The 22689-nt window shown below is 69.4% G+C and carries 10 protein-coding genes and 2 tRNA genes; 1 reads left to right on the top strand and 11 read right to left on the bottom strand.

Annotated elements, in window-relative coordinates:
• Positions 1-48 precede the first annotated feature (48 nt).
• The 5 genes from VGN58_RS11365 to VGN58_RS11385 form a co-directional block, all read right to left on the bottom strand.
• A complete protein-coding gene (locus VGN58_RS11365; RefSeq protein WP_327483338.1) occupies positions 49-1839 on the bottom strand; it encodes a glucosamine inositolphosphorylceramide transferase family protein in 1791 nt (596 codons plus the stop codon).
• Complete coding sequence (locus VGN58_RS11370) at positions 1821-2600, bottom strand: hypothetical protein (protein ID WP_327483339.1); 780 nt, start codon at positions 2598-2600, stop codon at positions 1821-1823. The genes VGN58_RS11365 and VGN58_RS11370 overlap by 19 nt, the downstream gene beginning before the upstream one ends.
• Entirely contained in the window at positions 2593-3495 is a 903-nt protein-coding gene (locus tag VGN58_RS11375) for a hypothetical protein (protein WP_327483340.1), read from the bottom strand. Before VGN58_RS11375 ends, VGN58_RS11370 begins: the two co-directional genes overlap by 8 nt.
• A 151-nt stretch (positions 3496-3646) precedes the next feature.
• On the bottom strand, positions 3647-10171 hold the full coding sequence (locus VGN58_RS11380) for a non-ribosomal peptide synthetase (RefSeq protein ID WP_327483341.1): 6525 nt from the start codon (positions 10169-10171) through the stop codon (positions 3647-3649).
• On the bottom strand, positions 10168-16191 hold the full coding sequence (locus VGN58_RS11385) for a polyketide synthase (protein WP_327483342.1): 6024 nt from the start codon (positions 16189-16191) through the stop codon (positions 10168-10170). The genes VGN58_RS11380 and VGN58_RS11385 overlap by 4 nt, the downstream gene beginning before the upstream one ends.
• Before the next feature lie 123 nt (positions 16192-16314).
• Between VGN58_RS11385 and VGN58_RS11390 the strand changes: the two genes are divergently transcribed.
• A complete protein-coding gene (locus VGN58_RS11390; protein ID WP_327483343.1) occupies positions 16315-16737 on the top strand; it encodes a J domain-containing protein in 423 nt (140 codons plus the stop codon).
• Between the two features lie 4 nt (positions 16738-16741).
• On the opposite strand, the gene VGN58_RS11395 is transcribed toward VGN58_RS11390, so the two are convergent.
• The 6 genes from VGN58_RS11395 to alaS form a co-directional block, all read right to left on the bottom strand.
• Entirely contained in the window at positions 16742-18136 is a 1395-nt protein-coding gene (locus VGN58_RS11395) for a TIGR03013 family XrtA/PEP-CTERM system glycosyltransferase (protein WP_327483344.1), read from the bottom strand.
• A 138-nt stretch (positions 18137-18274) separates the two neighbouring features.
• Entirely contained in the window at positions 18275-19009 is a 735-nt protein-coding gene (locus tag VGN58_RS11400) for a 4'-phosphopantetheinyl transferase family protein (RefSeq protein ID WP_327483345.1), read from the bottom strand.
• Positions 19010-19210: 201 nt separating this feature from the next.
• Positions 19211-19287: transfer RNA gene (locus VGN58_RS11405), tRNA-Arg, on the bottom strand.
• A 187-nt stretch (positions 19288-19474) separates the two neighbouring features.
• A tRNA-Ser gene (locus VGN58_RS11410) sits at positions 19475-19567 on the bottom strand.
• Between the two features lie 74 nt (positions 19568-19641).
• Complete coding sequence (csrA, locus tag VGN58_RS11415; RefSeq protein ID WP_327483346.1) at positions 19642-19851, bottom strand: carbon storage regulator CsrA; 210 nt, start codon at positions 19849-19851, stop codon at positions 19642-19644.
• Between the two features lie 151 nt (positions 19852-20002).
• Complete coding sequence (gene alaS, locus VGN58_RS11420; protein ID WP_327483347.1) at positions 20003-22654, bottom strand: alanine--tRNA ligase; 2652 nt, start codon at positions 22652-22654, stop codon at positions 20003-20005.
• Positions 22655-22689: the final 35 nt, after the last annotated feature.

Below are 22689 nucleotides of genomic sequence, written 5' to 3' on the forward strand. Positions count from 1 at the left end.
GCCGGAAAGACCACGCGTCTTTCCGGCCTTTCTGTTTCGGCAGGGGCCTTACAGATACCAGGGCCAGAGCGACGCGCTCCAGAGCAGTCCCAGGCGGGACTGCTGGGCCATCCGTTCCACCTGGGCCGGCAGGCGCGGAGACGCGGCGTCCGGATGATCCACCACGGATATCCGCTTTTCCGCCCCGGGCGGGACGCCATGGACATCCAGCACCTGCCATCGCCCGGCGGCATTGAAGGTGTGGCACCCGTCCTGCCCTTCCATCCAGGTCGGGTCGAGCCGAGCGACCTGCCTTTCCCGATAGTGGGTCGCGTCCAGCCCCAGCACCTCGTTGAACACGACCGCCGCGCCGTACACGGGCGCGCAGCACTGGGCGGGGCGATAGAGCCTGCCATGCCGGCGGAACAGCTGCCCGGCGGGACGCGCACTGCGCACATCCGCCAGCAGCGGGTTGGCCGGATGCGGCCGGTAAGGCCCTTCCAGCGCATCGGCGACGAAGAGGAACAGTTCGTCGGACGGATTGCCGCCGCTTTCCGAGACATTGCCGAACAGGTACCACCGCCCCTCGTGGTGGTGCAGCGTGGGATCGACGCAGGCGCAGCCCTCCAGCAGGTCCGCCGTCCTCACCCACCCCCGCGGGAAATCCGTTGCGCGGTAAAGGCTGACGCGGTCCGCCTCGAACGATTCCACCGTCATGTACCACGCATCGTCCCAGCGGAAGACCTGCGGATAGGAAAGATGGAACGGTTCGTCCAGCACCGTCCCCAGGTTGACCGCGCTGCCGTCGTCCAGCAACTGCAGGCACGCGATCACGCCCTGGTTGCGCGCATCGACGAACTCCTCGACGAACAGCAGGCGGCGATCCTGCTCTTCGACCAGGAAAGGATCGGCCCAGTAGTTCCTGCCCGGCGCCACCAGCGCGCGCCAGCCCTCCACGCGCGGCGCGGCCGGATCCACCGGCGAGTCGACATCCGGCAACAGCAGGTACCACGGCTGATGGGTGGCGCGTCGCCGCGTGCCGGACTGCAGCAGCAGCCGCAACGCGATCCAGGCCGCATGGAGGCACATGGCCATGCTCCATCGGATGGGTTCCGGACCCACCTGCAGGCGTTTCATCGAGGCACTTCCCTCGTCCGGCAGGTTGCGGATGGCGCGCAGGAGCAACGCCGGCAGCTTCAGGAACGCCATGTCGCGATGCTGGCTGAAGGAGACCGCGCGCGTCGCGCCCCAACTGCCGGCCAGCACCGTCGGCGGCAGGGACGCATCGGCGGGACGCAACTCCAGCGTGATCGGCGTGGCGTCCTGCTCTTCCAGGATCGGCGACAGCAGGGCGGCTCCGGCGCGTACCGGATCGACCAGGTCGCCGTCGAGCAGCCAGCAGCCATGGGGGGCCAGTCTGGCCAGCGCGGTGGCCCAGTCCTCCGGCCCGATGCAGAGCACCAGGTCGGGCTGCAGGGCGGCCACGCGCGCGCAGACCGCGTCGCGCTGGCGGCCTGCGGCACGCGTCTCGTCAGCGGGCGCATGCACGTCCTCCGGCAGCCCGGTCTGCGCCAGCGGCCCTTCCAGCGGCCGTCCACGCATGCGCAGGAACAGGCGCAGCAAGGTGCGCTCCAGCCAGAAGAACGGGAACAGCGCGAAAGGCAGCCGTCGCCGCGACGGTTCCGGTCGCAGGTCGGCCGACACGGCCAGCAGGGTGACGTCGTCGCGATCCCGCGCCAGTTCGAAGGCGCACGAGACCCATCGCGGCACGCGCGCCGGCCCCACCAGCACCACCCGCAGGGGTTTCCCGCGCGTCGTCGCGTAAAGCGGCGTGCGGACCTTCATGGCGCCACGGCCCATGCGCCGATCCGGTCGATCACGCGGGCACGGTCGCTTGCCGAGAACAGGATGTGGTCGAGCTGCGGCCAGAACTCCACTTCGAGTCGCGGATCGCGCCGGTACCGGCCGAAGGTCGCGTCGATCTGGCGGGGATGCAGCAGGTAATACGAAACGCCGCCGGTGTAGAACGCGAGGATCCTCACGCCACGCTCGAGCAGTTGGCCCGCCTGCGCGAGGAACTGCCCGTGTTCCGGCCAGTCGCGGAAGTCGCTCAGGCCCGGCGCATCGTCCGGCTTGGCACGCAGCAGGCGCAGCAGCATGCCCGGCCACCGCAGGGGCGAGCGCGCGAGCATCAGCCGCAGTTGGCCGATGCGGAACCACGGCCCCTGCACCGCCATGCCGTCCAGCAGCAGCACACCGTCCACGCGCGTGTCGGCCACGGCCATGCGCCAGCCCTGGTCGGCGGCGCTGCAGATGCCACCGACGATGAAGCTGCGCGCGCCGGTACTCGCCTGGACCGCATCCAGCGCTTCGCGCACGACGGACTCCGCATCGGGGTGGGTGCCGGCCGGCGCATCGCCGATGCGTGGCATGTCGAAGCGGAACACGTGCAGGCCCTGCTCGGCGAGGCGCCGCGCCAGGTGCACGTGCAGGCGGAACGGGCCCATCCGGTGGATGAGCCCGGCATTGAACAGCACGACCGCACGCCCCTTCGGCGCACCTTTCGAGCGCGTCAGCAGGCCGAACCCGCGTCCTCCATCCAGCGCGACCACTTCATCCACGGGCACCTCCTTTCGCCAGGCCTGCGAGCAACCCCTCCAGCGCATCGCGCGCATCGCGCAGCGGGATCAGTCCGTCCAGGTCGACCTCGTCCGTCCATGCCGACAGCGAGGCCGGCAACCGGAAGCGCGCATCGCTTTCCAGCGCATGGCCTTCGCCGTCGGCGGTATCCACCACCGATACCGGCACCTCCGGGCCAGGACCGGCGAGCGTCAGCGCCGCGAGGGCCTGCTGCGCACCCGGCGACAGGCGGAAGCCCATCAGGTCGTCCTGCAGCGCCGGCGCACGGCCCTTCAACAGCGGATAGCGGTGCTTCGACCCGCGCTCGCGCGCGTCGCGTGCGAGCAGCGACTGGACGTAGCGGGCACCGTCGACCACCGGCTGCCACAACCACAGGGCACTGGCGCCGAGCGCGCCGGCATCGCGCCAGGCGAACAGCGCCGATGCCCTTGCCGCCATGACGATCAGCGGAATGCCCTGCGCCAGACGACGCAGTTCTGCGGCGGCCAGCACCAGATCACGCGCGGTCGAATCGGGCTGGAACTGGCCGTCGTCGCCGCCCGAATCTCCCGTGCCGTAGTAATCGAAACGCAGGCAGGCGATCCCCGCTCCCGCCAGTTGCGCGGCCATCTGCGAGAAGAACCGGTAGCTGCGCATGTGCTCGTGCAGCAACGGCGGACACATCAGCAACGCGGCGCGTGCGCCACCGACCGGAAGGTGGCCAACCCCGAACAGGCGGCGCTCGTCCGGCCCGAAGAACGCCGGCAGCATGACCACATCCCTCACCTTGCCCGCTCCCTTGGCAGTGTCATGCGCGACGGGTGCGTCGCGCGCCGTCCATGTCCGCCCGTCGAGTGCGGCCACGCCGGCACGTTCACCCTCACGTCCATCCGTCATCCCCGCCTCGATGCCCGCTGCATCAGCGAACGTCCTGCCCGCGTGTTCCCCTGGCGGCAAGCCTAGCATGCGGCCCTCCCGGAGCATGGCCGCACGTCCGCCATGCGCGCGCGTGACTTGCCGACCGCGCTCCCCTCGTGCATCGACCGTCTCATGTCCCGGTGTCCACCCGGCCCAGCCAACGCCGCACACGTCCCCACCAGCCACGCGGAGCGGCCTTGGCGGGCGGCGCACGCATCGCGGACGCCTGCGGCAGCGCCGCCGCCGCCTGTGCCAGCGTCTGCGTCGCCAACGACAGCAGGCGCAGGCGCACGCCGGTATCGCGGGCCACCCGATTGGCCATCTGCACGGCCAGCATGGAATGTCCCCCCAGCTCGAAGAAGTTGTCGTCCGGTCCTGCGTCGGTGCCCAGCAGTTCGCTCCAGACGTCGATCAGGTAGGTCACGCGCGGATCGGCATGTCGTGGGCGTTCGACACGGGTCCGCACCTCCTGCCCGGCGGGCGGATGCGACGGCGCGGGCAAGGCCTTGCGATCGGTCTTTCCGTTGGGCAACAGCGGTATGGACGCCAGGTGGACCAGATGCTGCGGCACCATGTAGTGCGGCAGCGTGCCGCGCAGCGCCGCCAGCAGCGCCGCGTCGTCGAGCGCCGCCTGCGGCGCAGGCACCACGTACGCCACCAGGCGCACGTCGCCGGGACGGTCCTCGCGCACCATCACCACCGCGCGGCCGACGCCGGGCTGCACGGCCAGTGCGTGTTCGATCTCGCCGAGCTCGATGCGATGGCCGCGCACCTTCACCTGGAAATCGAGGCGCCCCTGGTGTTCGAGCACGCCATCGTGGCGCCAGCGTCCGCGGTCGCCGGTCCGGTACAGGCGGGGCGGCAATCCTCCGCGACCCACGCCGGGATGCTGCACGCAGGCGTCCGGGATGAAACGCTCAGCCGTCAGCTCGGGGCGGTGCAGGTAGCCGAGGGTGACGCCATCGCCGCCGATGTGGATTTCGCCCGACACGCCCGGCGGACAGATCTGTCCGCGCTCGTCCAGTACCCAGACCGTGGTGTTGTTGATGGGGCGACCGATGTGGATGTCCGGCGCGCCCCCATCGGTCGCCGGCAGCACGCGCATGCAGGTCGACCACACGGTGGTTTCGGTGGGTCCGTACATGTTCCAGAGTTCGGCGCCGCACTCCAGCAACTGGATCGCCAGATCGGCCGGCAGCGGTTCGCCGCCGCACAGCGCCTTGAAGGGCGCCCGCGCGCGCCAGCCGGTCTCCACCAGCATGCGCCAGCTGGCCGGCGTGGCCTGCATGACATTGACGCCCGTCCGCTCCAGCAATGCCGCGATCTCGGTGCCGTCCATCGCCGCCTCGCGGGTGGCGAGCACCACCTCGGCACCCACGCTCAGTGGCAGGAAGAGCTCCAGCACGGCGATGTCGAACGAGGTGGTGGTGACCGCCAGCAGGCGATCGTCCTGGGCCAGGCCCGGTTCGCGGCGCATGCTGTGCAGGAAGTTGACCACCGCCCCGTGCGGCACCTGCACGCCCTTGGGCTTGCCGGTCGAACCCGAGGTGTAGATGACGTACGCGACGGAGGCCGGCGACGCCCGATCGTCCGTGAGCGCGGACACGGTGGCGGGCGCGGCGTCCATGCCGGCGGCGTCCGCATCGACCAGCAGCAGCTTCTCGCGCGGCCATGCCAGCGGCGCGGCCAGTTCGCCTTCCGACAGCACCAGCGCCAGGCCGGCGTCCTGCGCCATGAACTGGAGACGGTCGCCGGGATAGGCGGGATCCAGCGGCACGTAGGCGGCGCCGCACCTCAGCACGGCCAGCATGCCGGCGACCAGATCCGGATGCCGGTCGAGGCATACGCCCACCACGTCGCCGGGGCGGACACCACGCGCATGCAGCGCATCGGCGATGCGGCCGGCGCGCGCATGCAGATCGGCGTACGTCAGCGTCTGCGCGCCGAAGCGCAGGGCGATGCGCGCGGGCGTGGCGGTCGCCTGCGCCTGGAGCAGGCCATGCAGCGTGCGCTGCGCGGGCCACTCGGCGGCCGTGGAATTCCACGCCGCGAGCGCGTCGCGGTCGTCATCGCTCAACAGCAGGGTATCGCCCACCCTGGCTGCCGGATCGCGCCTCACCGCTTCCAGCAGCGCCATGAACCGCCCATGCAGGCGCCTGCCCGAGGCCGGCGACAGGATGTCGGCGTTGTAGTTGAGGTCGGCGGCCAGTCCGTCGGCATCCTCGAAGCACCACAGCGCGAGGTCCTGGTTGGCGGTGTGGTGCGGCAGCATCACGTGCTCGTAGCGCAGGCCGCCCCAGGTGGTCTTGCGATCGCGGATGTCCTGGAAGGAGAACACCGACTGGTACACCGGCGGACGGCTGGGATCGCGCGGCACGCCGAGGGCCTGCACCAGCTGCTCCAGCGGCACATCGGGATGCGAGAAGCAGTCCAGCACCGCCGACCGTACCCGTGCCACCAGCGCGGTGAACGGCATGTCCGGATCCACCTGCACGCGTACCGGCAGGATGTTGACGAAAAAGCCCATCACATCGTCCATGCCTTCGGGCACGTTGCGTACCGGCAGGCCGACCACGAGGTCGCGCTGGCCCGTGATCCGGTGCAGCAGCACGTACCACGCCGCGAGCAGCGTCATGAACAGCGTGGCGTCGGCCTGCGCGCCCACCGCACGCAGGCCGTTCGTCAGTGCCGCGTCGATGTGCATGAGCTGCGCGCCGCCGCGACCGGACGGCTGGGTCGGGCGCGGGAAATCCTCGGGCAGGTGCAGCGGTTCCGCATGGCCCTGCAGATGCGCGGTCCAGTGCCGCAGCTGCGCCTGCAGGTCGGCCGAATCGCGTCGGCCGGCATTCCAGGCGGCATATTCGGCATAGGTGCGCTCGGGTTCGGGCAGCGTGGACAGCCCACCGGCACTGTAGGTCCCGTACAGCGCGGCCATTTCATCGCAGAACAGGTTGATCGACATCCCGTCCCACACGGTGTGGTGCACCATGAAGAACAGTACGTGCTCCTGCGCCGACAACCGGAACAGGCGTACCCGGTACAGCGGCGCGCGATCGAGCGGGATCACCTCGGCCGTCAGTTCGTCCATCCGGCGCGCCAGCACCGCCTCGCGTTCCGCCGCGGGCAGCGACGACAGGTCTTCCAGCGGCTGCAACGTCGGCCGGACATCGTCGAGCACGCGCTGCACGGCACCGTCATCCGTTGCTTCAAGTCGCGTGCGCAGCACCGGCTGGCGGCGCACGACCTTGGCGAAGGCATCCTCCAGGGCAGTGAGGTCCAGCGGCCCATGCAGGCGATGCGCCGACTGGATGTTGTAGCCGGTGTAACCGGGCTGCATGTGGTCCATGACCCACAGGCGCTGCTGCATCAGCGACAGCGGCGCGACCGAGGGATCGTCCAGCCGCGGCACATTGATCGCCGGAGGCAGCGTGGCCGGTGCGTCCGCATCGCCGAGCAGCGTCGCCAGTTGCGCCACCGTCGGTGTCTCGAACAGGCTCCGCAGCGGCAGTGCGACACCGAAGGCGGCGGACAGGCGCGACGCCAACCGCGCCGCCAACAACGAATGACCGCCGATGGCGAAGAAATCGTCTTCCGCACCGACCGACGGCACGCCGAGGACCTCGGCCATTGCCGTGGCCACCCGTTCCTCCACCGTGCCACGCGGCGCGCGACGCTCGCCGCGCACCGCATCCACGCCCTGCGGGGCCGGCAGCGACTTGCGGTCCACCTTGCCGTTGGGCAGCAGCGGAATCGCCGGCATCGTCACCAGATGCTGGGGAATCATGTAGTCGGGCAGGCTGCCGCGCAGGTGCGCACCCATCCCGGCCTCGTCCAGCGCGGAGCCCGGCTGCGGCACCACGTACGCGACCAGGCGCACGTCGCCCGGCCGGTCCTCGCGCGCCATCGCGACGACGCGCGCGACCGCGGGATGCGTGGCCAGGTTGGCTTCTATTTCGCCCAGTTCGATGCGATAGCCGCGCACCTTGACCTGGAAGTCCAGGCGGCCCTGGTGTTCCAGTTGGCCGTCGGGACGCCAGCGTCCGCGATCGCCGGTGCGGTAGACGCGCGCGCCCTCCGGCGCATCGGCGTGGTACCGGTCGGGAATGAAGCGGTCTGCCGTCAGCTCCGGCCGGTTGAGATAGCCCAGGGTGACGCCATCGCCGCCGATGCAGATCTCGCCGGGGACGCCGCGCGGGCACAGGCTGCCCTGCTCGTCGAGGATCCAGACCTGGGTGTTCGCGATGGGATGCCCGATGTGGATGTCCGGCACGCCGCCCGCCCCCTGCTCCACGCGGGCGCAGGTCGACCACACCGTGGTCTCGGTGGGTCCGTAGAGATTCCACAGCGCCGCGCAGCGCGGCAGCAGCTGTTGCGCCAGGTCGGGGGCCATGGGCTCGCCGCCGCACAGGGCCACGAAATCCGCGCCGCCCTGCCAGCCGGCTTCGAGCAGCAGGCGCCAGGTGGCCGGCGTCGCCTGCATCAGCGTGATGCGCTCTTCCTGCAGGCGCGCACGCAATGCGTCCGCGTCGATCGCGGTCTCGCGATCGGCGATGACGACCTGCGCGCCGACCGACAGCGGCAGCATGAGTTCGAGCACCGCGATGTCGAAGGACAGCGTGGTCACCGCCAACAGGCGGTCGTCCGCGCCGATGCCGGGCTCCGCCTGCATGCCGACCAGGAAGTTGGCGACGGCGCGATGCGGCACCTGCACGCCCTTCGGCTTGCCGGTGGAGCCGGAGGTGTAGATGACGTAGGCGGCCGATTCCGGCAAGGCGCTGTCGAGGTCGCGGCCGATCCGCGTCGCCGGCTGCATTGCCAGCGCGTCCTGCAGTTCGTCCAGCACCAGCACCGGGCGTCCCGGCAACGCGCACTGCGCGGCATGGCGCCGCTGCGTCACCAGCGCCGCCAGGCCGGCGTCGCCCGCCATGTAGGTCAGTCGCTCGGCCGGGAAGCCCGGATCGAGCGGCACGTAACCGGCACCCGTCTTCAGGATGCCGAGCAGGGCCGCCAGCATGTCGGCGTCGCGGTCGACCGACAGCCCGACCAGGCTGCCGCGGCGAGCGCCCTGCGCGCGCAGCAGATGGGCGATGCGGTTGGCGCGCGCTTCCAGCTGCGCGTACGTCAGTGTGCCGTTCGCGTCGCGCACCGCCACGCGGTCGGGCGTCAGATCGCTCTGGCGCTCGAAATGCTCATGCATGCGCGCGTCGCGGTCGTACGCCACCGGCGGCGGCTGCAGCGCGGCCAGTTCCGCATGACCGGCGGCATCGACCAGCGGCAGCGCCGCGATCGCCACATCACCGTCGCGTACCGCGGCGCGCAGCAGGCATTCGTAGCCGGCCAGCCAGCGCCGCACGGTGGCTTCGTCGAACAGGTCGCGGTTGTACTGGCACTCCAGCCGCAGGGCACCCTGCACCTGCGCGGCGTTGACGAACAGTTCGAAGGTATCGAAGCGGCGCGGATTGTCGAAGAACTCCAGCGACAGCCCGGGGAACGCGTGCGCCTCGCTGTCCAGCGCCTGGTCGATGTTGAACAGCATGTTCACCAGCGGCATGCGGCTGGGATCGCGCGCGATCGGAAGCTTCTTCAGCAGCGTGCCGAAGGTGCAGCGCTGGTGCTCCAGCGCATCCAGCAGTACGTCCTGCGCGCCGTCCAGCGCAGCCCCGAATCCCTGCCGGGCCGACAGGTCGAAACGCAGCGGCAGGGTGTTGACGCAGTGGCCGACCAGGGTGTCGTGCCCACCGACCGCCTGGCCCGCCGCGGGAATGCCGACCACGACGCTGTCCTGCCCCGACAGGCGACCCAGCAGCGTCGAGAAACCGGCCAGCAGCGTGGCGAACAGGCTGGCGCCGCGCCGCGCGCCGAGCTGGCGCAAGGACGTGGTCAGTGCGTGGTCCAGCACATGGTCGACGCGGGCGGAGGCGAAGGTGCGCCGCGCCGGTCGGGGACGGTCGGTGGGCAGGTCGAGCACGGGGATGTCGGTGGCGAAGCGAGCGAGCCAGAACGCTTCGTCCTCCTGCTGCTGGCGCAGGTCGGTACCCGTGGCCTCCGCCATCGCATAGTCGCTGTACGCCTGTGCGGGCGGCAGCGGTGCCGATGCGTGCCCCGCATGGAGCGCGTACAGCGCGCCCAGCTCGCGCACGATGACCCACCACGACCAGCCATCGCAGGCGACATGGTGCGCGCTGAGCAACAGCTGATGGTCGTGCTCGGCAAGGCGCAGCAGTTCGGCGCGGAACAGCAGGTCGTGGCTCACGCGGAACGGCGTCTCTACCGTGGCGCGCACACGCGCTTCCACCTCCTCTCGCTGCGCTTCGCCCTGCAGCACGGCGAGATCGGTGTACTCCAGCGCGAACGGCAACGGCTGGCGGATGCACAGGCGCTCGCCGGTGGGATCCAGCACGGCGCGCAACGATTCGTGGCGATCCACGAGCGCCTGCAGCGCGGCGGCCAATGCGGCGCGGTCCAGCACGCCGCGCAGGCGGAGCGACACCGACAGGTTGAACGACAGCGATGCCTCGGCATCGAGCTGGTCGGCCAGCCATATCTCGCGCTGCGGCTCGGTGCTGGGCACCACGCAGGCGAGTTCGCCACCGGCGAAGGGGTCGTAGTCGACGGCGGACAGGGACGATACGGACTGCGGCAACGCTGGGTTCATCCTGCCACCTTGAGGTAACGACCGGCGTGCTCCGGATGGGGCACGTACCAGGCCGGCTCGCCATCGGGCGAACGGCCGAGCCGCGCACCCGGCACGACCGGGTAGCGCGCATCCATCGGCGCGCGCGGCGACGAAACGGGCGACAACGGCGCGATCGGCAGCGGCGGCGCATCCGTCCCCGGGGAAACGTCATCGACGTGCGTGGCTGGTGCGGCATCGCCCTCGACCAGCGACAGCTGGCGCGCCATCAGTGCGTGTTGCTGGTTCATCACGCTGCGCAGGGTGTCGGCATCGACGGTCCCGGCCTGCATCAGCAAGGCCAGTTGCTGCGACATCAGTTGCAGCTGCCGTTCGACGACCGAACGGATGCCGGCGTCGCCGTCTCCCGTGTCGGGTGCCGCCGGTGCCTGCATGCGGTCCGCCGGCGCGGCGGCGGCCGATGCGACCGCGGCGACCGCGACCGGTGCCGCCACCGGCGGCGCGTCGTCGGGCACGTGCGGCGCGAGCAGGGCGGCCAGCGTCGCCAGCGTGGCGCACTCGCCCATCAACTGTCGGAAGGTGACCTTCACCCCGAACGTCTTCTGTAACCGCAGGGCGATCTGGGTCAGCATCAGGCTGTCCAGGCCGGCTTCGATGAAATGCGTGTCCGCATCGGCGACCTCGAGGCCGGCCGCATCCTCGAACAACGCACGCAGACGGGCGACCAGCCGGTCCTCACCGGAGGCGGTGCCAGCATCGCCGGGGGTGGTGTCGACCAGATGCAGCCCCGGAGGGTCCTGCGCCTGGGCGACGACGGCGGGATGCGGCAACACGCTGGCGCTGGCCACCGGGGACGCGTCGATCCAGTAGCGCTGCCGTTCGAAGGCGTAGGTCGGCAGGCAGATGCGCTGCCTGCGCGCGCGCCGGTCCAGGCGGGACAGGTCGATCGCGACGCCGTGCATCCACAGCTGTCCGGCCGCCTGGCGGAACTGCGACAGCTCGCTCTGCGCGGTGTCGGCGAGCGTGGACACCGCGACCTTCTGCGCCTTGGACAGTTGTGGATGCTGCCGCGCCAATGCCGCCAGCGTGGTGCGCGTGCCCACTTCCAGCATCACGCCGGCGGGCAGGGCCAGCGCTTCCAGCAGCGCCGCCGAGAAGCGCACGGGCTGCCGCAGATGCCGTGCCCAGTAGTCGGGCGACGTGGCGGTGTCGGCATCCAGCCATTGTGCGGTGGCCGTGGACAGCACGGGCAGTTGCGGCGCGTGGCGCTGCACGGCGGCCACTTCGCCGCGGAACTGCTCCACCACCGCATCCATCATCGCCGAGTGGAACGCATGCGAGGTATGCAACGGACGGCAGGCCGTGCCCTCGCCTTCCAGCTCGGCCTGGAACGCGGCGACGGCGTCGCCCGGTCCCGACACCACGCAGGCGCCCGGCGCGTTCTCTGCGGCCAGCGACAGCGCCGCCGGCAGGCGCGCCATCAATGCGTCGGCCGGCATGCGCACCGACAGCATGGAACCGGTCGGCTGCGCCTGCATCAGGCGTCCGCGCCGCGCGACCAGGGTCAGCGCGTCCTCCAGCGAAAACACGCCGGCCAGCGTCGCTGCGGCGAATTCGCCGATGCTGTGGCCCAGCATCGCCGCGGGCGTCACGCCCAGGCTCATCCACAACCGGGCCAGCGAGTACTCGATCGAGAAGATCGCCGGCTGCATCACCGACGTCGGCAACAGCGCATCCGCATCGTCGCCGAACACGACCTCGCGCAGGTCGAAGCCGAGTTCCTCGCGCAACCCGTCGGCACAGGCGTCGAAGGCCTCGCGGAAATGCGGTTCGGCCGCGTACAGCGCGCGCCCCATGCCGGCGTACTGCGACCCCTGGCCGGGGAACAGGAACACCGCACCGGTCGCGTGCGCGGGCCGTCCGCGCGCGATCGCCGTGGCGGTCTCGGGACTGCGCAACAGCGCGGTGGCGTGCGCGGCATCGTCCACCGCCAGTGCGATGCGGTGCGGGAACGCCTTGCGGCCCACGCCGAGCGTCCACGCGACATCGGCCAGGTTGAGGTGCGGCTGTGCCTCGAGATGGCCGGCCAGCGCCTGCGCCATGCGTCCCAGCGCGACCGGAGTGCGCGCGGACAGCACCAGCACCTGCGGACCGTCCGCCGTATCGCTGGGCGACAGCGACGGGGCTTCCTGCATCACCACGTGCGCATTGGTGCCGCCCACGCCGAAGGAACTTACGCCGGCCAGCCGCGGAGCGCCTTCGCGGCGCGTCCAGTCGGTCAGTGCGCCGTTGACCACGAACGGCGTGCTGGCGAAATCGATCGTCGGGTTCGGACGGGTGAAATGCACGGTCGCCGGAATGCGTTCCTCGCGCAGCGCGCACGCCGTCTTGATGACGCCCGCCGCGCCCGCCGCGATGACCAGGTGACCGACGTTGCTCTTCACCGAGCCCACCCGGCAGAAGCCGGTGTCCGCGGTGCCGCGGCGGAATGCCTTGGTCAGTCCTTCGATCTCGATGGGATCGCCCAGCGGCGTGGCCGTGCCATGCGCCTCGACGTAGCCGATGTCGCGCGGCGATACGCCGGCATCGGCCTGCGCCATGGCGATCACCGCCGCCTGCCCGTCGCTGCTCGGCGCGGTGAAACTGGCCTTCTGGCCGCCGTCGTTGTTGATGGCCGCACCGCGGATCAGCGCGTGGATGGTGTCGCCATCGGCCAGCGCGTCGGACAGGCGCTTCAGCAGCACCACGGCGGCGCCGTCGCTGAAGACGGTACCGCGCGCATGCTCGTCGAACGCGCGCGTGTGCCCGTCCGGCGACAGCATCGCGCCTTCGATGTGGCGGTAGCCGCTGTTCGGCGGGCAGGTCGCCGAGGCCGCCCCGGCCAGCGCCATGTCGCACTGGCCGGCACGCAGGCTGTCCACCGCCTGGCAGATCGCCACCAGCGAGGTCGAGCACGCGGTGTGCGTGCTGACTGCCGGACCAGTGAGGTTGAGCTTGTGCGCCACGCGCGTGGCGATGTAGTCCTTCTCGTTGTTGACCATCACCTGGAAGGCGCCGAGCTTCTCGATCAGATCGGGCCGCTGCGCCAAGTGATGCTGGAAATACGTGGCGTTGTTCATGCCGGCGAATACGCCGACCGGACCCGGCGTGGCATCCGGTGCATAGCCGCCACGCTCCAGGCATTCCCAGCACAGCTCCAGGAAGATGCGTTGCTGGGGGTCCATCAGTTCCGCCTCGCGCGGACTGATGCCGAAGAAGCCGGCGTCGAACTGCTCCAGTCCCTCGATGATGCCGCGCGCGGCGACATAGGCGGGATCCAGGCGTTCGCTGGCCGGGATGGAGGGGTCGAGATCTTCCGGCTTGAACAGGGTGATGGTGTCGCGTCCGTCCAGCAGGTTCTGCCAGAACGCCTCGACCGTCGACGCGCCCGGGAAGCGCCCCGCCATGGCGATCAGGGCGATGGGTTCGCGTGCGGATGCCTCGTGGCGGCCGCGGCCCAGGCGCGCCGCGTCCAGGGCGGTGCTGCCCTGCCCGTCGAGCGCCGCGGCCAACCCCGCCGGGGTGGGATCGCGGAAGAACACGGTGGCGGGGACGGCCGCCGATTCGCCATCGGCGGTGGCGCGTTCGCGGCGGATGCGTTCGAGCAGGCGCATCGCGAGCAGCGAATTGCCGCCCAGGTCGAAGAAATTGTCGTGCCGCCCCACGGTCGCCACGCCGAGGATCGTGCTGAACGCCGCGCAGACCGCGCGCTCGCCGGCCGTGACCGGCGGCTCATAGGCAGTCGCCAGCTCGGGGCGCGCGTTGTCGGGCGCAGGCAATGCGCGCCGGTCGAGCTTGCCGTTGGGCGTGACCGGCAAGGCGTCCAGCCGCACGAAGTGCGCCGGCACCATGTGCTCGGGCAGATGCTGCGACAGGTGCGCGCGGAAGTCCTGCACGCTGATCGCCGCATCGCCCTGGCGCGACACGTAGTAGGCCACCAGCCGCAGCTCGCCGTCGGCATCGGGGCTGGCCAGCACCACGCCGCCGCTGACCTGCGGATGCGCCAGCAGCCTCGCCTCGATTTCGCCCAGCTCGATGCGGAAGCCGCGGATCTTCACCTGGAAATCGTTGCGGCCGAGGTACTCGATGTTGCCGTCCGGCAGCCAGCGCCCGAGGTCGCCGGTGCGGTACATGCGCGCGCCGGCGTCGGCCGAGAACGGGTCGGGCAGGAATCGCTCCGCGGTCAGGTCGTCGCGGTTGAGGTAACCGCGTCCGACCTGCACGCCGGCGATGAACAGTTCGCCCGACACGCCCTGCGGCACCGGTTCTCCGCACGGGTCGAGCACGTACATGCGCGTGTTGGCGATCGGCTTGCCGATCGGGATGCTGGTGCGGGCCACGCCCGGCGTGCAGGCGAAGGCGGTCACGTCCACGGCCGCTTCCGTGGGGCCGTAGAGGTTGTGCAGCTCGACGCCCGGCAGCACCTCGTGGAAGCGGTCCACCAGGGCCGCCGGCAGGGCCTCGCCACTGCACATCACGCGCTCGAGCACACCCGCGCAGGCGCCGGCATCCGGATGTTCGAGGAAGGCGTGCAGCATGGACGGCACGAAATGCAACGTGGTCACGCCGTGTTCGCGGATGACGCGAGAGAGATACGCGGGATCCTTGTGTCCTTCGGGCCTGGCCATCACCAGCCGCGCACCGGTCAACAGCGGCCAGAAGAATTCCCACACCGAGACATCGAAACTGAAAGGCGTCTTCTGCAGCACGGTATCGTGCGCGTCCAGGCGGTAGGCATCCTGCATCCACAGCAGCCGGTTGACGATGCCCCGATGCTCGTTCATCGCCCCCTTCGGCAGGCCCGTGGAGCCGGAGGTGTAGATCATGTACGCCAGGTGTCTTGCCTGCACACCGCTTTCGCCGACCGGGATGTCCTCGACGGATTCGTGCGACCACGGGGGCGATGCATCCGACAGGTCCAGTACGGGGCACCGCACCTCGAGCGTGGCCAGCACCGGACGCAGCGCGTGCTGCGTGAGCAGCGCCACCGGGGCGCAGTCGGACAGCATGTGCGCCAGGCGATCCTTGGGGTAATGCGGATCCAGCGGCACATAGGCGCCGCCGGCCTTCAGGATCGCCAGCAGCCCCACCACCATGTCCAGTCCGCGTTCCGTGCAGACACCCACGCGGCTGTCGGTGCCCACGCCCAGCCGCCGCAGGTGGCGCGCCAGCTGGTTGGCGCGCGCATTGAGGCCGGCGAAGTCCAGACGAGCGTCGCCCGCCACCACCGCGACCGCTTGTGGAGTCCGGCGGACCTGCGCCTCGATCATGACGTGCAGGCAGGTGTCGAGATCGTAGGCGGTGCGGGTGTCGTTCCAGCGTTCGAGCATGGCCTGCCGCTCCGCGGCGTCCATCATCGGCACGCGGGCCAGAGGCAGCTCGATGTCCCGCAAGGCATTCACCAGCAACCGGCGCCAGTACTCCAGGAAACGCCCGACCGTGTCGGCGACCAGCAGGGAGGACGCGTAATGGAGCGACACGCCCGTCGGCAGGTCGGGACCGGTCATGACCAAGGCCAGCTCCGTCGCCTCGGTCGCGCGCGTGCCGAACACGACCTGCCAGGCCGACGATGCGTCGTCCGGACCGGCGTGCACCACGGCCGCCGACGACGATGCGTCCGCCTCGGCCCACACGATCCGTTCGACGAGGCCCCTGAACGGGAGTGCGGGATCGAGGGCCATCCTCAGGGGTCGCAGGTGCGTGCCATCCTGCACCGCCAGCTCCAGGTCGTCCTGGCCCGACAGGCGATGAAGCAGCAGGACCCAGGCCGCCAGCAGCACGTGCGTAGGGGTCGCGCCCGCATCCGAAGCGAACAAAGCGATCGCGTCGCGCAGTTCCCCGTCGACGTCGATGGACAGGCTCGCGTCGACCCGCGACGACGTCGCGCCACGCGGACGGTCGAGCGGAAGTTCGATCAACGCGGGTGCTCCTGTCGCGAGCACCGAGGCCCCATGGGCCTTGCCTGCGGACGTCGTGTCGCTGCCGGCATTCGTGGCTTGCATCCGAATCTTCCGTTCCCCGTGAGTCTGCCTGCCAGATAACGGAAGAAGCACGTCGCGACGGCCAGCGGACCGCTGCCTCGCGGCGCGCCTCGACACAGGCTAGGATGCCCGCGGGAGCAACGGATGACGACGCCAGACTTTTCGCGCCTGTATGCACAACTCGACCTCAGGCCGGACTGCAGCCTTGAGGAGTTCAAGCGCGCCTATCGGAAGCGTGTCGCCGAATTGCACCCGGACCGGCGCGGCAATGTCGTCCCGACGGACGATGACGGACAACTCGGCCTGCCGGAGCTCACGTCCCTGTATGGGTTGGCGATGCAGTTCCGCAAGCAGCACGGCCGGCTGCCCGGCGGCCCGGCCATGACGACCGTACGCTCCCGGCCCGCGTCGGGTCACCCGGGTTCGACGTCCCTGCAGGCACCGCGATCGCGCAACGACGGCTTCGCCAACGTATCGCGGCGCAGCTGGCTGGTGCTGCTGGTACTGATGGCGATCGCCGCGTACCTGATCTTCTCCGCACCCACGGCCTCGGCCCTGCGCCCCTGACGCCTCAGCGCGCGCCGCGGCCGAACAGCACCACTTCCACCGTCTGCAACAGGATCATCACGTCGAAGACCAGGCCGTGGTTCTTGACGTAGAAGAGATCGAACTTCAGCTTCTCTTCGGCATCCTTCACCGAGGCGCCGTACGGGTAGCGCAGTTGCGCCCACCCGGTAAGGCCCGGCTTCACGCAATGACGGACGCGGTAGTAGCGGACCTCGTCGTTGAGCATGTCGACGAACTGCGGACGTTCCGGCCGCGGGCCGACGAAGCTCATGTCGCCGCGCAGCACCGCGAACAGCTGCGGCAGTTCGTCCAGGCGCGTCTTGCGGATGAAGCGGCCCACGCGCGTCGTGCGGTCGTCGTCCTTGCTCGCCCAGACCGCGACCCCGCCCTTCTCCGCGTCCGTTCGCATGCTGCGGAACTTGGTCAGCTTGAAGTGGTTGCCGCGCTCGCCCACGCGGATCTGGCTGTAGAGGATCGGACCGCCCGACTCCAGCCACACCGCCAGCGCGGTCAGCAGCATCAGCGGCCAGGCCATCACCAGCAGCGCGCCCGCCGCGAGCAGGTCGAAGAACCGCTTGCTGAGGCGCCGCGGCGTGGAGTAGTCGAAACCGCCGGAGAACACCAGCCACGAGGGATCGACGATGTTCAACTGCACCATGCCGGCTTCGCGCTCGAAGAACGTCGACAGGTCGACCACGTTCACGCCCTGCTGCACGCACTGCAGCATGTCTTCCATCGGCAGGCCGCCACGGCGTTCGTCGGGCGCGATCACCAGTTCGTCGATCTGCAGTTCCTCCACCAGGTCGGCCAGCGTGCTCCGGGGCCGCAGCAGCAGATCCTCCCGCACGACGACGGGCTGCCCGTCGACCGGCACGAAGCCGACGATCATGAAGCTGCGGCGGTCCGCCTTGCGGCGCATGCGGCTGTTGATCAGGTCCGCGTTGTTGCCTGCACCGAGCACCAGCAGGCGCTGCTTGAGGACGTCGGTGCGGAACAGGCTGACCGACAGCATCCGCACCGCCGCGATGGCCACCGCCGAGATGGCCAGCGAGAGCGCCAGCACGCCACGGCCGATGTAGGCCTGCGGCACGAGGTAATACAGCACCACCAGCGCAATGCCGCCCAGCACGAACGACATGAGGAAGCGAAGGAAGAAGTCCATGCGGCTGTGGCGCATGTGCACCTGGTACAGGCCGAATGCCGCCATGGCGCCGGTCAGGCACAACGCCACCAGCAGCGCCCGCGCCGGCGCCTGTTCGACGAACTCCAGGCGCGTCTCCTGATCATTCAGGAAGCGCAGCCAGGCCGAGCCCAGCACGGCAAGCACGATGATCACGACTTCCAGCAGCCACAGGAAGCGGATGGCCCTGGATTTCTGGCTGGCGTTGGTGGATTTCATTGCGTCCCCTGTGTGTACGCCCACTCCGGCGGCTTCGCGCCCGCACGGCCTTGCCGATTCGGCGGACGGCCGCCGCCGTAGCGCCTCTCTTCACCCAAAAACGCAAAACGTGACATATCCGGACACGGCGCTTGCGTGCTAACGCAGGTCGCCTGCACCGACCGGCCCCACCCGGCCGGCGGCGCATGCGATGTCGGGCCTGCGCGACACGGCGCACACGACATCGGGCCCCAGATCCAGCAGGTCGGTGCGTACCTGCACGGACTGACCGGGATGCAGGCACGTCGGCATCCCCTCGGGCAAGGCGAAGGTATCCATTTCCCGCGCAAGCCCGACGCCGGCCGCCTTGAGAAACGCCTCCTTGCGCACCCACAGGTCGAGCAGCGCAGCACCCCGCCCGGCATCGCGACGACCCGCGACAGACGTCCGCTCATCCCCATGGCAAATCCGTTCGGCAATGTCGGCCATGGTCCCGACGCGGTGGACGGGCTCGATGTCGACGCCGATGGGGCCGTGCAGGGTCACCGCCACCGCGACGTGCCCGTCGGCGTGACTCAGGCTGGTGACTGCCTCCAGACCCGCGAGTACCGGGCGCCCCCGCGCATCACGCCCGAGAGGAACGTGCGCCGGTGCCATCCGCAGGGCCTGCGCGAGCAACAGACGATGCAGCGCGTACGCGAGCGCCATGCGGTGCCGATCCCGCTCCCGTCGTTGACGTCGCACGCGTTCGTGTTCCCGCGCATCGAGGAGGTCGAGCGCATCGCTCGTCCAGGCCGACCAGTCATCCAGCGCGAACACCACCACCAGCGCATGCTGCCGGAGCACGTGTTCAAAGGACGCGCCGCCCAGCCCGCGCGGAAACGCGGACACCATGGGTACCCTCGACGGACACCGGATGTCATCAGGAAGTTGGGCAGCGATGAGCGACATGCCGGATCACGAGCGCCAACGGGGCGCGTTGTCTTCCTCACGCATGCCGCGACGGAAACAGGTCACCTGCAGGATTCCGGACCCCGATGCGGACGCAGAAACGCAAAGAGCCAGCGGATGGCCGCTGGCTCTTTGCGTTGTAAATGGCGCGCCCGGAGAGATTCGAACTCCCGACCGCCTGGTTCGTAGCCAGGTACTCTATCCAGCTGAGCTACGGGCGCGTGAGGAGCGGAATTATGCGTGAAGCGTTTTCCGCCCGTCAATCTTTTTTCTACTTCTTCTGCCTGCGATGGCGTTCCGGCGAAACGCTTTCGAAGACCACGGCATGCACGGAACATTCGTTGCGATGCCGATACCGCGTACCCGCATGCAAGCCCCTGAAGCAAGCTTGGAATGCAGGCGCCAAACTGGCGGAGTGAGAGGGATTCGAACCCTCGATAAGGCTTTTGACCCTATACTCCCTTAGCAGGGGAGCCCCTTCAGCCGCTCGGGCATCACTCCGGTTTGACGCACGTTGCAGGCAAGCTGCAGCGGCCGCATAGGATAGCGGCTCACCGCGCAGGCGGCAAACAAAATCACTCGGACGTGATGTTCTCCGACGGGGACGGCGATGAAATTTCTTCGCCGCGCTGGATGCGCTGGTAGATTTCTTCGCGATGCACCGCCACGTCCTTGGGCGCGGTGATGCCGATGCGAACCTGGTTGCCTTTGACGCCGAGCACGGTCACCGTGACCGAATCGCCGATCATCAGGGTTTCGCCGACACGGCGGGTCAAGATCAACATGTTTCTTCTCCGTAATCCGGCAAAGGATAGTGCCGGGGGCGCGCGGGCTCCGTGAAAATGAGCCGTCGGCTTCCTGGTACATTCATGAACTTAAAGCATGGTAGCGGCCGGGGGCATGCGGCCGCAAGCACCGATTGGTCGAACGGCAGACCTAGCCCAGACGCTGCCGGACCCACCCCGTGACACCCTGCAAGGCCGTCGCAAGGGCGGGCCCGTCCTCACCACCACCCTGGGCGAGGTCCGGGCGACCACCGCCCTTGCCGCCAATCTGACCGGCAATATGTGAGATCAGTTCCCCCGCCTTGACCCGCCCGGTTGCGGCGCCGTTCACCCCGGCCACGAGCGCCGCCTTTCCATCGGCGGTCCCTGCCAGGACGATCACCGCATCACCGAGCTGCTGCTTCAGGCGGTCCACCGCCTCGCGGAGGGCCTTGGCGTCGAAGCCTTCCAGTCGCGCGGCGAGCACCCGCAGGCCGCCGACATCCACGGCGGCGCCACCCAGATCGGAGGTGGCGCTGGACGCCGCCTTGGCCTTCAGTGACTCCAGTTCGCGCTCGAGTTTCTTCTGACGGTCGGCCAACGCCCGGATCTTCTCGACCACCTCGCCGGTGTTGCCGCCCAGCAGGTCGGCAGCCTCGGACAGGCGGCGCTCTTCGTCCGCCACGTAGTCCAGCGCGCCCTGCCCCGTCACCGCTTCGATGCGCCTCACGCCGGCCGACACGCCACTCTCACCGATCAGCTTGAACAGGCCGATGTCGCCGGTGCGGGCCACATGGGTGCCGCCGCAGAGCTCGGTGGAGTAGTCGCCCATCTTCAGTACGCGGACGTTCTCGCCGTACTTCTCGCCGAACAGCGCCATGGCGCCGAAATCCAGGGCTTCCTGCATGCCCATGTGATGCACTTCGGCGGCGCTGTTGGCACGGATCTGCGCATTGACGCGACGTTCCACTTCGGCCAGTTCCACGGCCGTCATCGGCTGGAAATGGGAGAAGTCGAAACGCAACCGGTCGGGCGCGACCAGCGAACCCTTCTGCTGGACATGGGTGCCCAGCACCTCACGCAACGCCGCGTGCAACAGATGGGTGGCGGAATGGTTGAGGATGGTGCTGGCCCGACGCGCCGCATCCACCGAAGCCACCACGTGATCGCCAAGCTTCAACATGCCCTTGGCGACACGGCCGGCGTGGCCGTGGAACTGGCCGGCGAACTTGAGCGTATCCGCCACGTCGAATTCCACACCCTGCTCGGCCAGCACGCCGGTATCGCCGACCTGGCCGCCGGATTCGGCATAGAACGGCGTACGGTCGAGGATGACGACCGCCTCGTCGCCGGCTTGCACCGACGGCACCGGACGACCGTCCTTCAGCAGCGCCACCACCTGCAGACCACCGGCATCGAGCTGGTCGTAACCGAGGAACACGGTCGGCGACAGCTGCGCCACCAGGTCGGCGGGCAGCCCCGTGCTGGAGGTGAACTTGCCGGCGGCACGCGCGGTCTCGCGCTGCTGCTCCATCGCGGCATCGAAACCCGCCATGTCCACCGTCAGCCCGCGCTCGCGCGCGATGTCGGCGGTCAGGTCGACCGGGAAGCCGTAGGTGTCGTACAGCCGGAACGCGTCGGCACCCGGGATCACGCCATCGGCCACGCGCGAGGCGACGTCGTCGAAGATGCGCATGCCCGAATCCAGCGTTTCGGCGAACCGTTCTTCCTCGGCCTTGAGCGCCCGCTCGACCAGTTCGCGGGCGGCGGGCAGTTCCGGATACGCATCGCCCATCAACTCGCACAGGGTTCCGACCATCTGGTGGAAGAACGGGCGGCGGACGCCCAGCATCCAGCCGTGGCGCAGCGCGCGGCGGATGATCCGGCGCAGCACGTAGCCCCTGCCCTCGTTGGACGGCAGGACGCCGTCGACGATCAGGAAGCTGCAGGCGCGGATGTGGTCGGCGATGACGCGCAGCGACTTGTTCTCAAGGTCGGCCGTCCCGGTCAGCTCGGCCGCCTTGCGGATCAGCCCCTGGAACAGGTCGATCTCGTAGTTGGTGTGGACGTGCTGCAGGACCGCCGCCAGCCGCTCCAGGCCCATGCCGGTATCGACGCACGGCGCCGGCAGCGGCACCAGCGTACCGTCGGGCTGGCGATCGAACTGCATGAAGACGTTGTTCCAGATCTCGATGTAGCGATCGCCGTCCTCCTCGGGCGAACCGGGCGGACCGCCGGCGATATGCTCACCGTGGTCGTAGAAGATCTCGGTGCAGGGACCGCAGGGGCCGGTATCGGCCATCTGCCAGAAGTTGTCCGACGCGTACGGCGCACCCTTGTTGTCGCCGATGCGGACGATGCGTTCGGCGGGCAGGCCGATCATCTTGTTCCACAGGTCGTAGGACTCGTCGTCGGTGTGGTAGACGGTGACCAGCAGCCGCTCCGGTGCCAGTCCCCACACCTCAGTGAGCAATTCCCACGACCACGCGATGGCCTCTTTCTTGAAATAGTCGCCGAAGGACCAGTTGCCCAGCATTTCGAAGAACGTATGGTGGCGCGCCGTGTAGCCCACCGAATCCAGGTCGTTGTGCTTGCCGCCCGCGCGCAGACAGCGCTGAACGTCGGCCGCGCGCACGTAACTGCGCTTCTCGGCACCCAGGAACACGTCCTTGAACTGCACCATGCCGGAGTTGGTGAACAACAGCGTGGGGTCGTTGCCGGGCACCAGTGAGGCGGACGGCACGATCGTATGGCCCTTGCCGGCGAAAAAATCGAGAAAATCCTGGCGGATCTGACGGGTGCTGAGGGTCTTGGGAGTGGTCATCTGGCAGGCATTGGCTGGAAGGCGCCTCATTGCGC

It is taken from the genome of Pseudoxanthomonas sp., from assembly GCF_035999195.1.
GTDB lineage: Bacteria > Pseudomonadota > Gammaproteobacteria > Xanthomonadales > Xanthomonadaceae > Pseudoxanthomonas_A.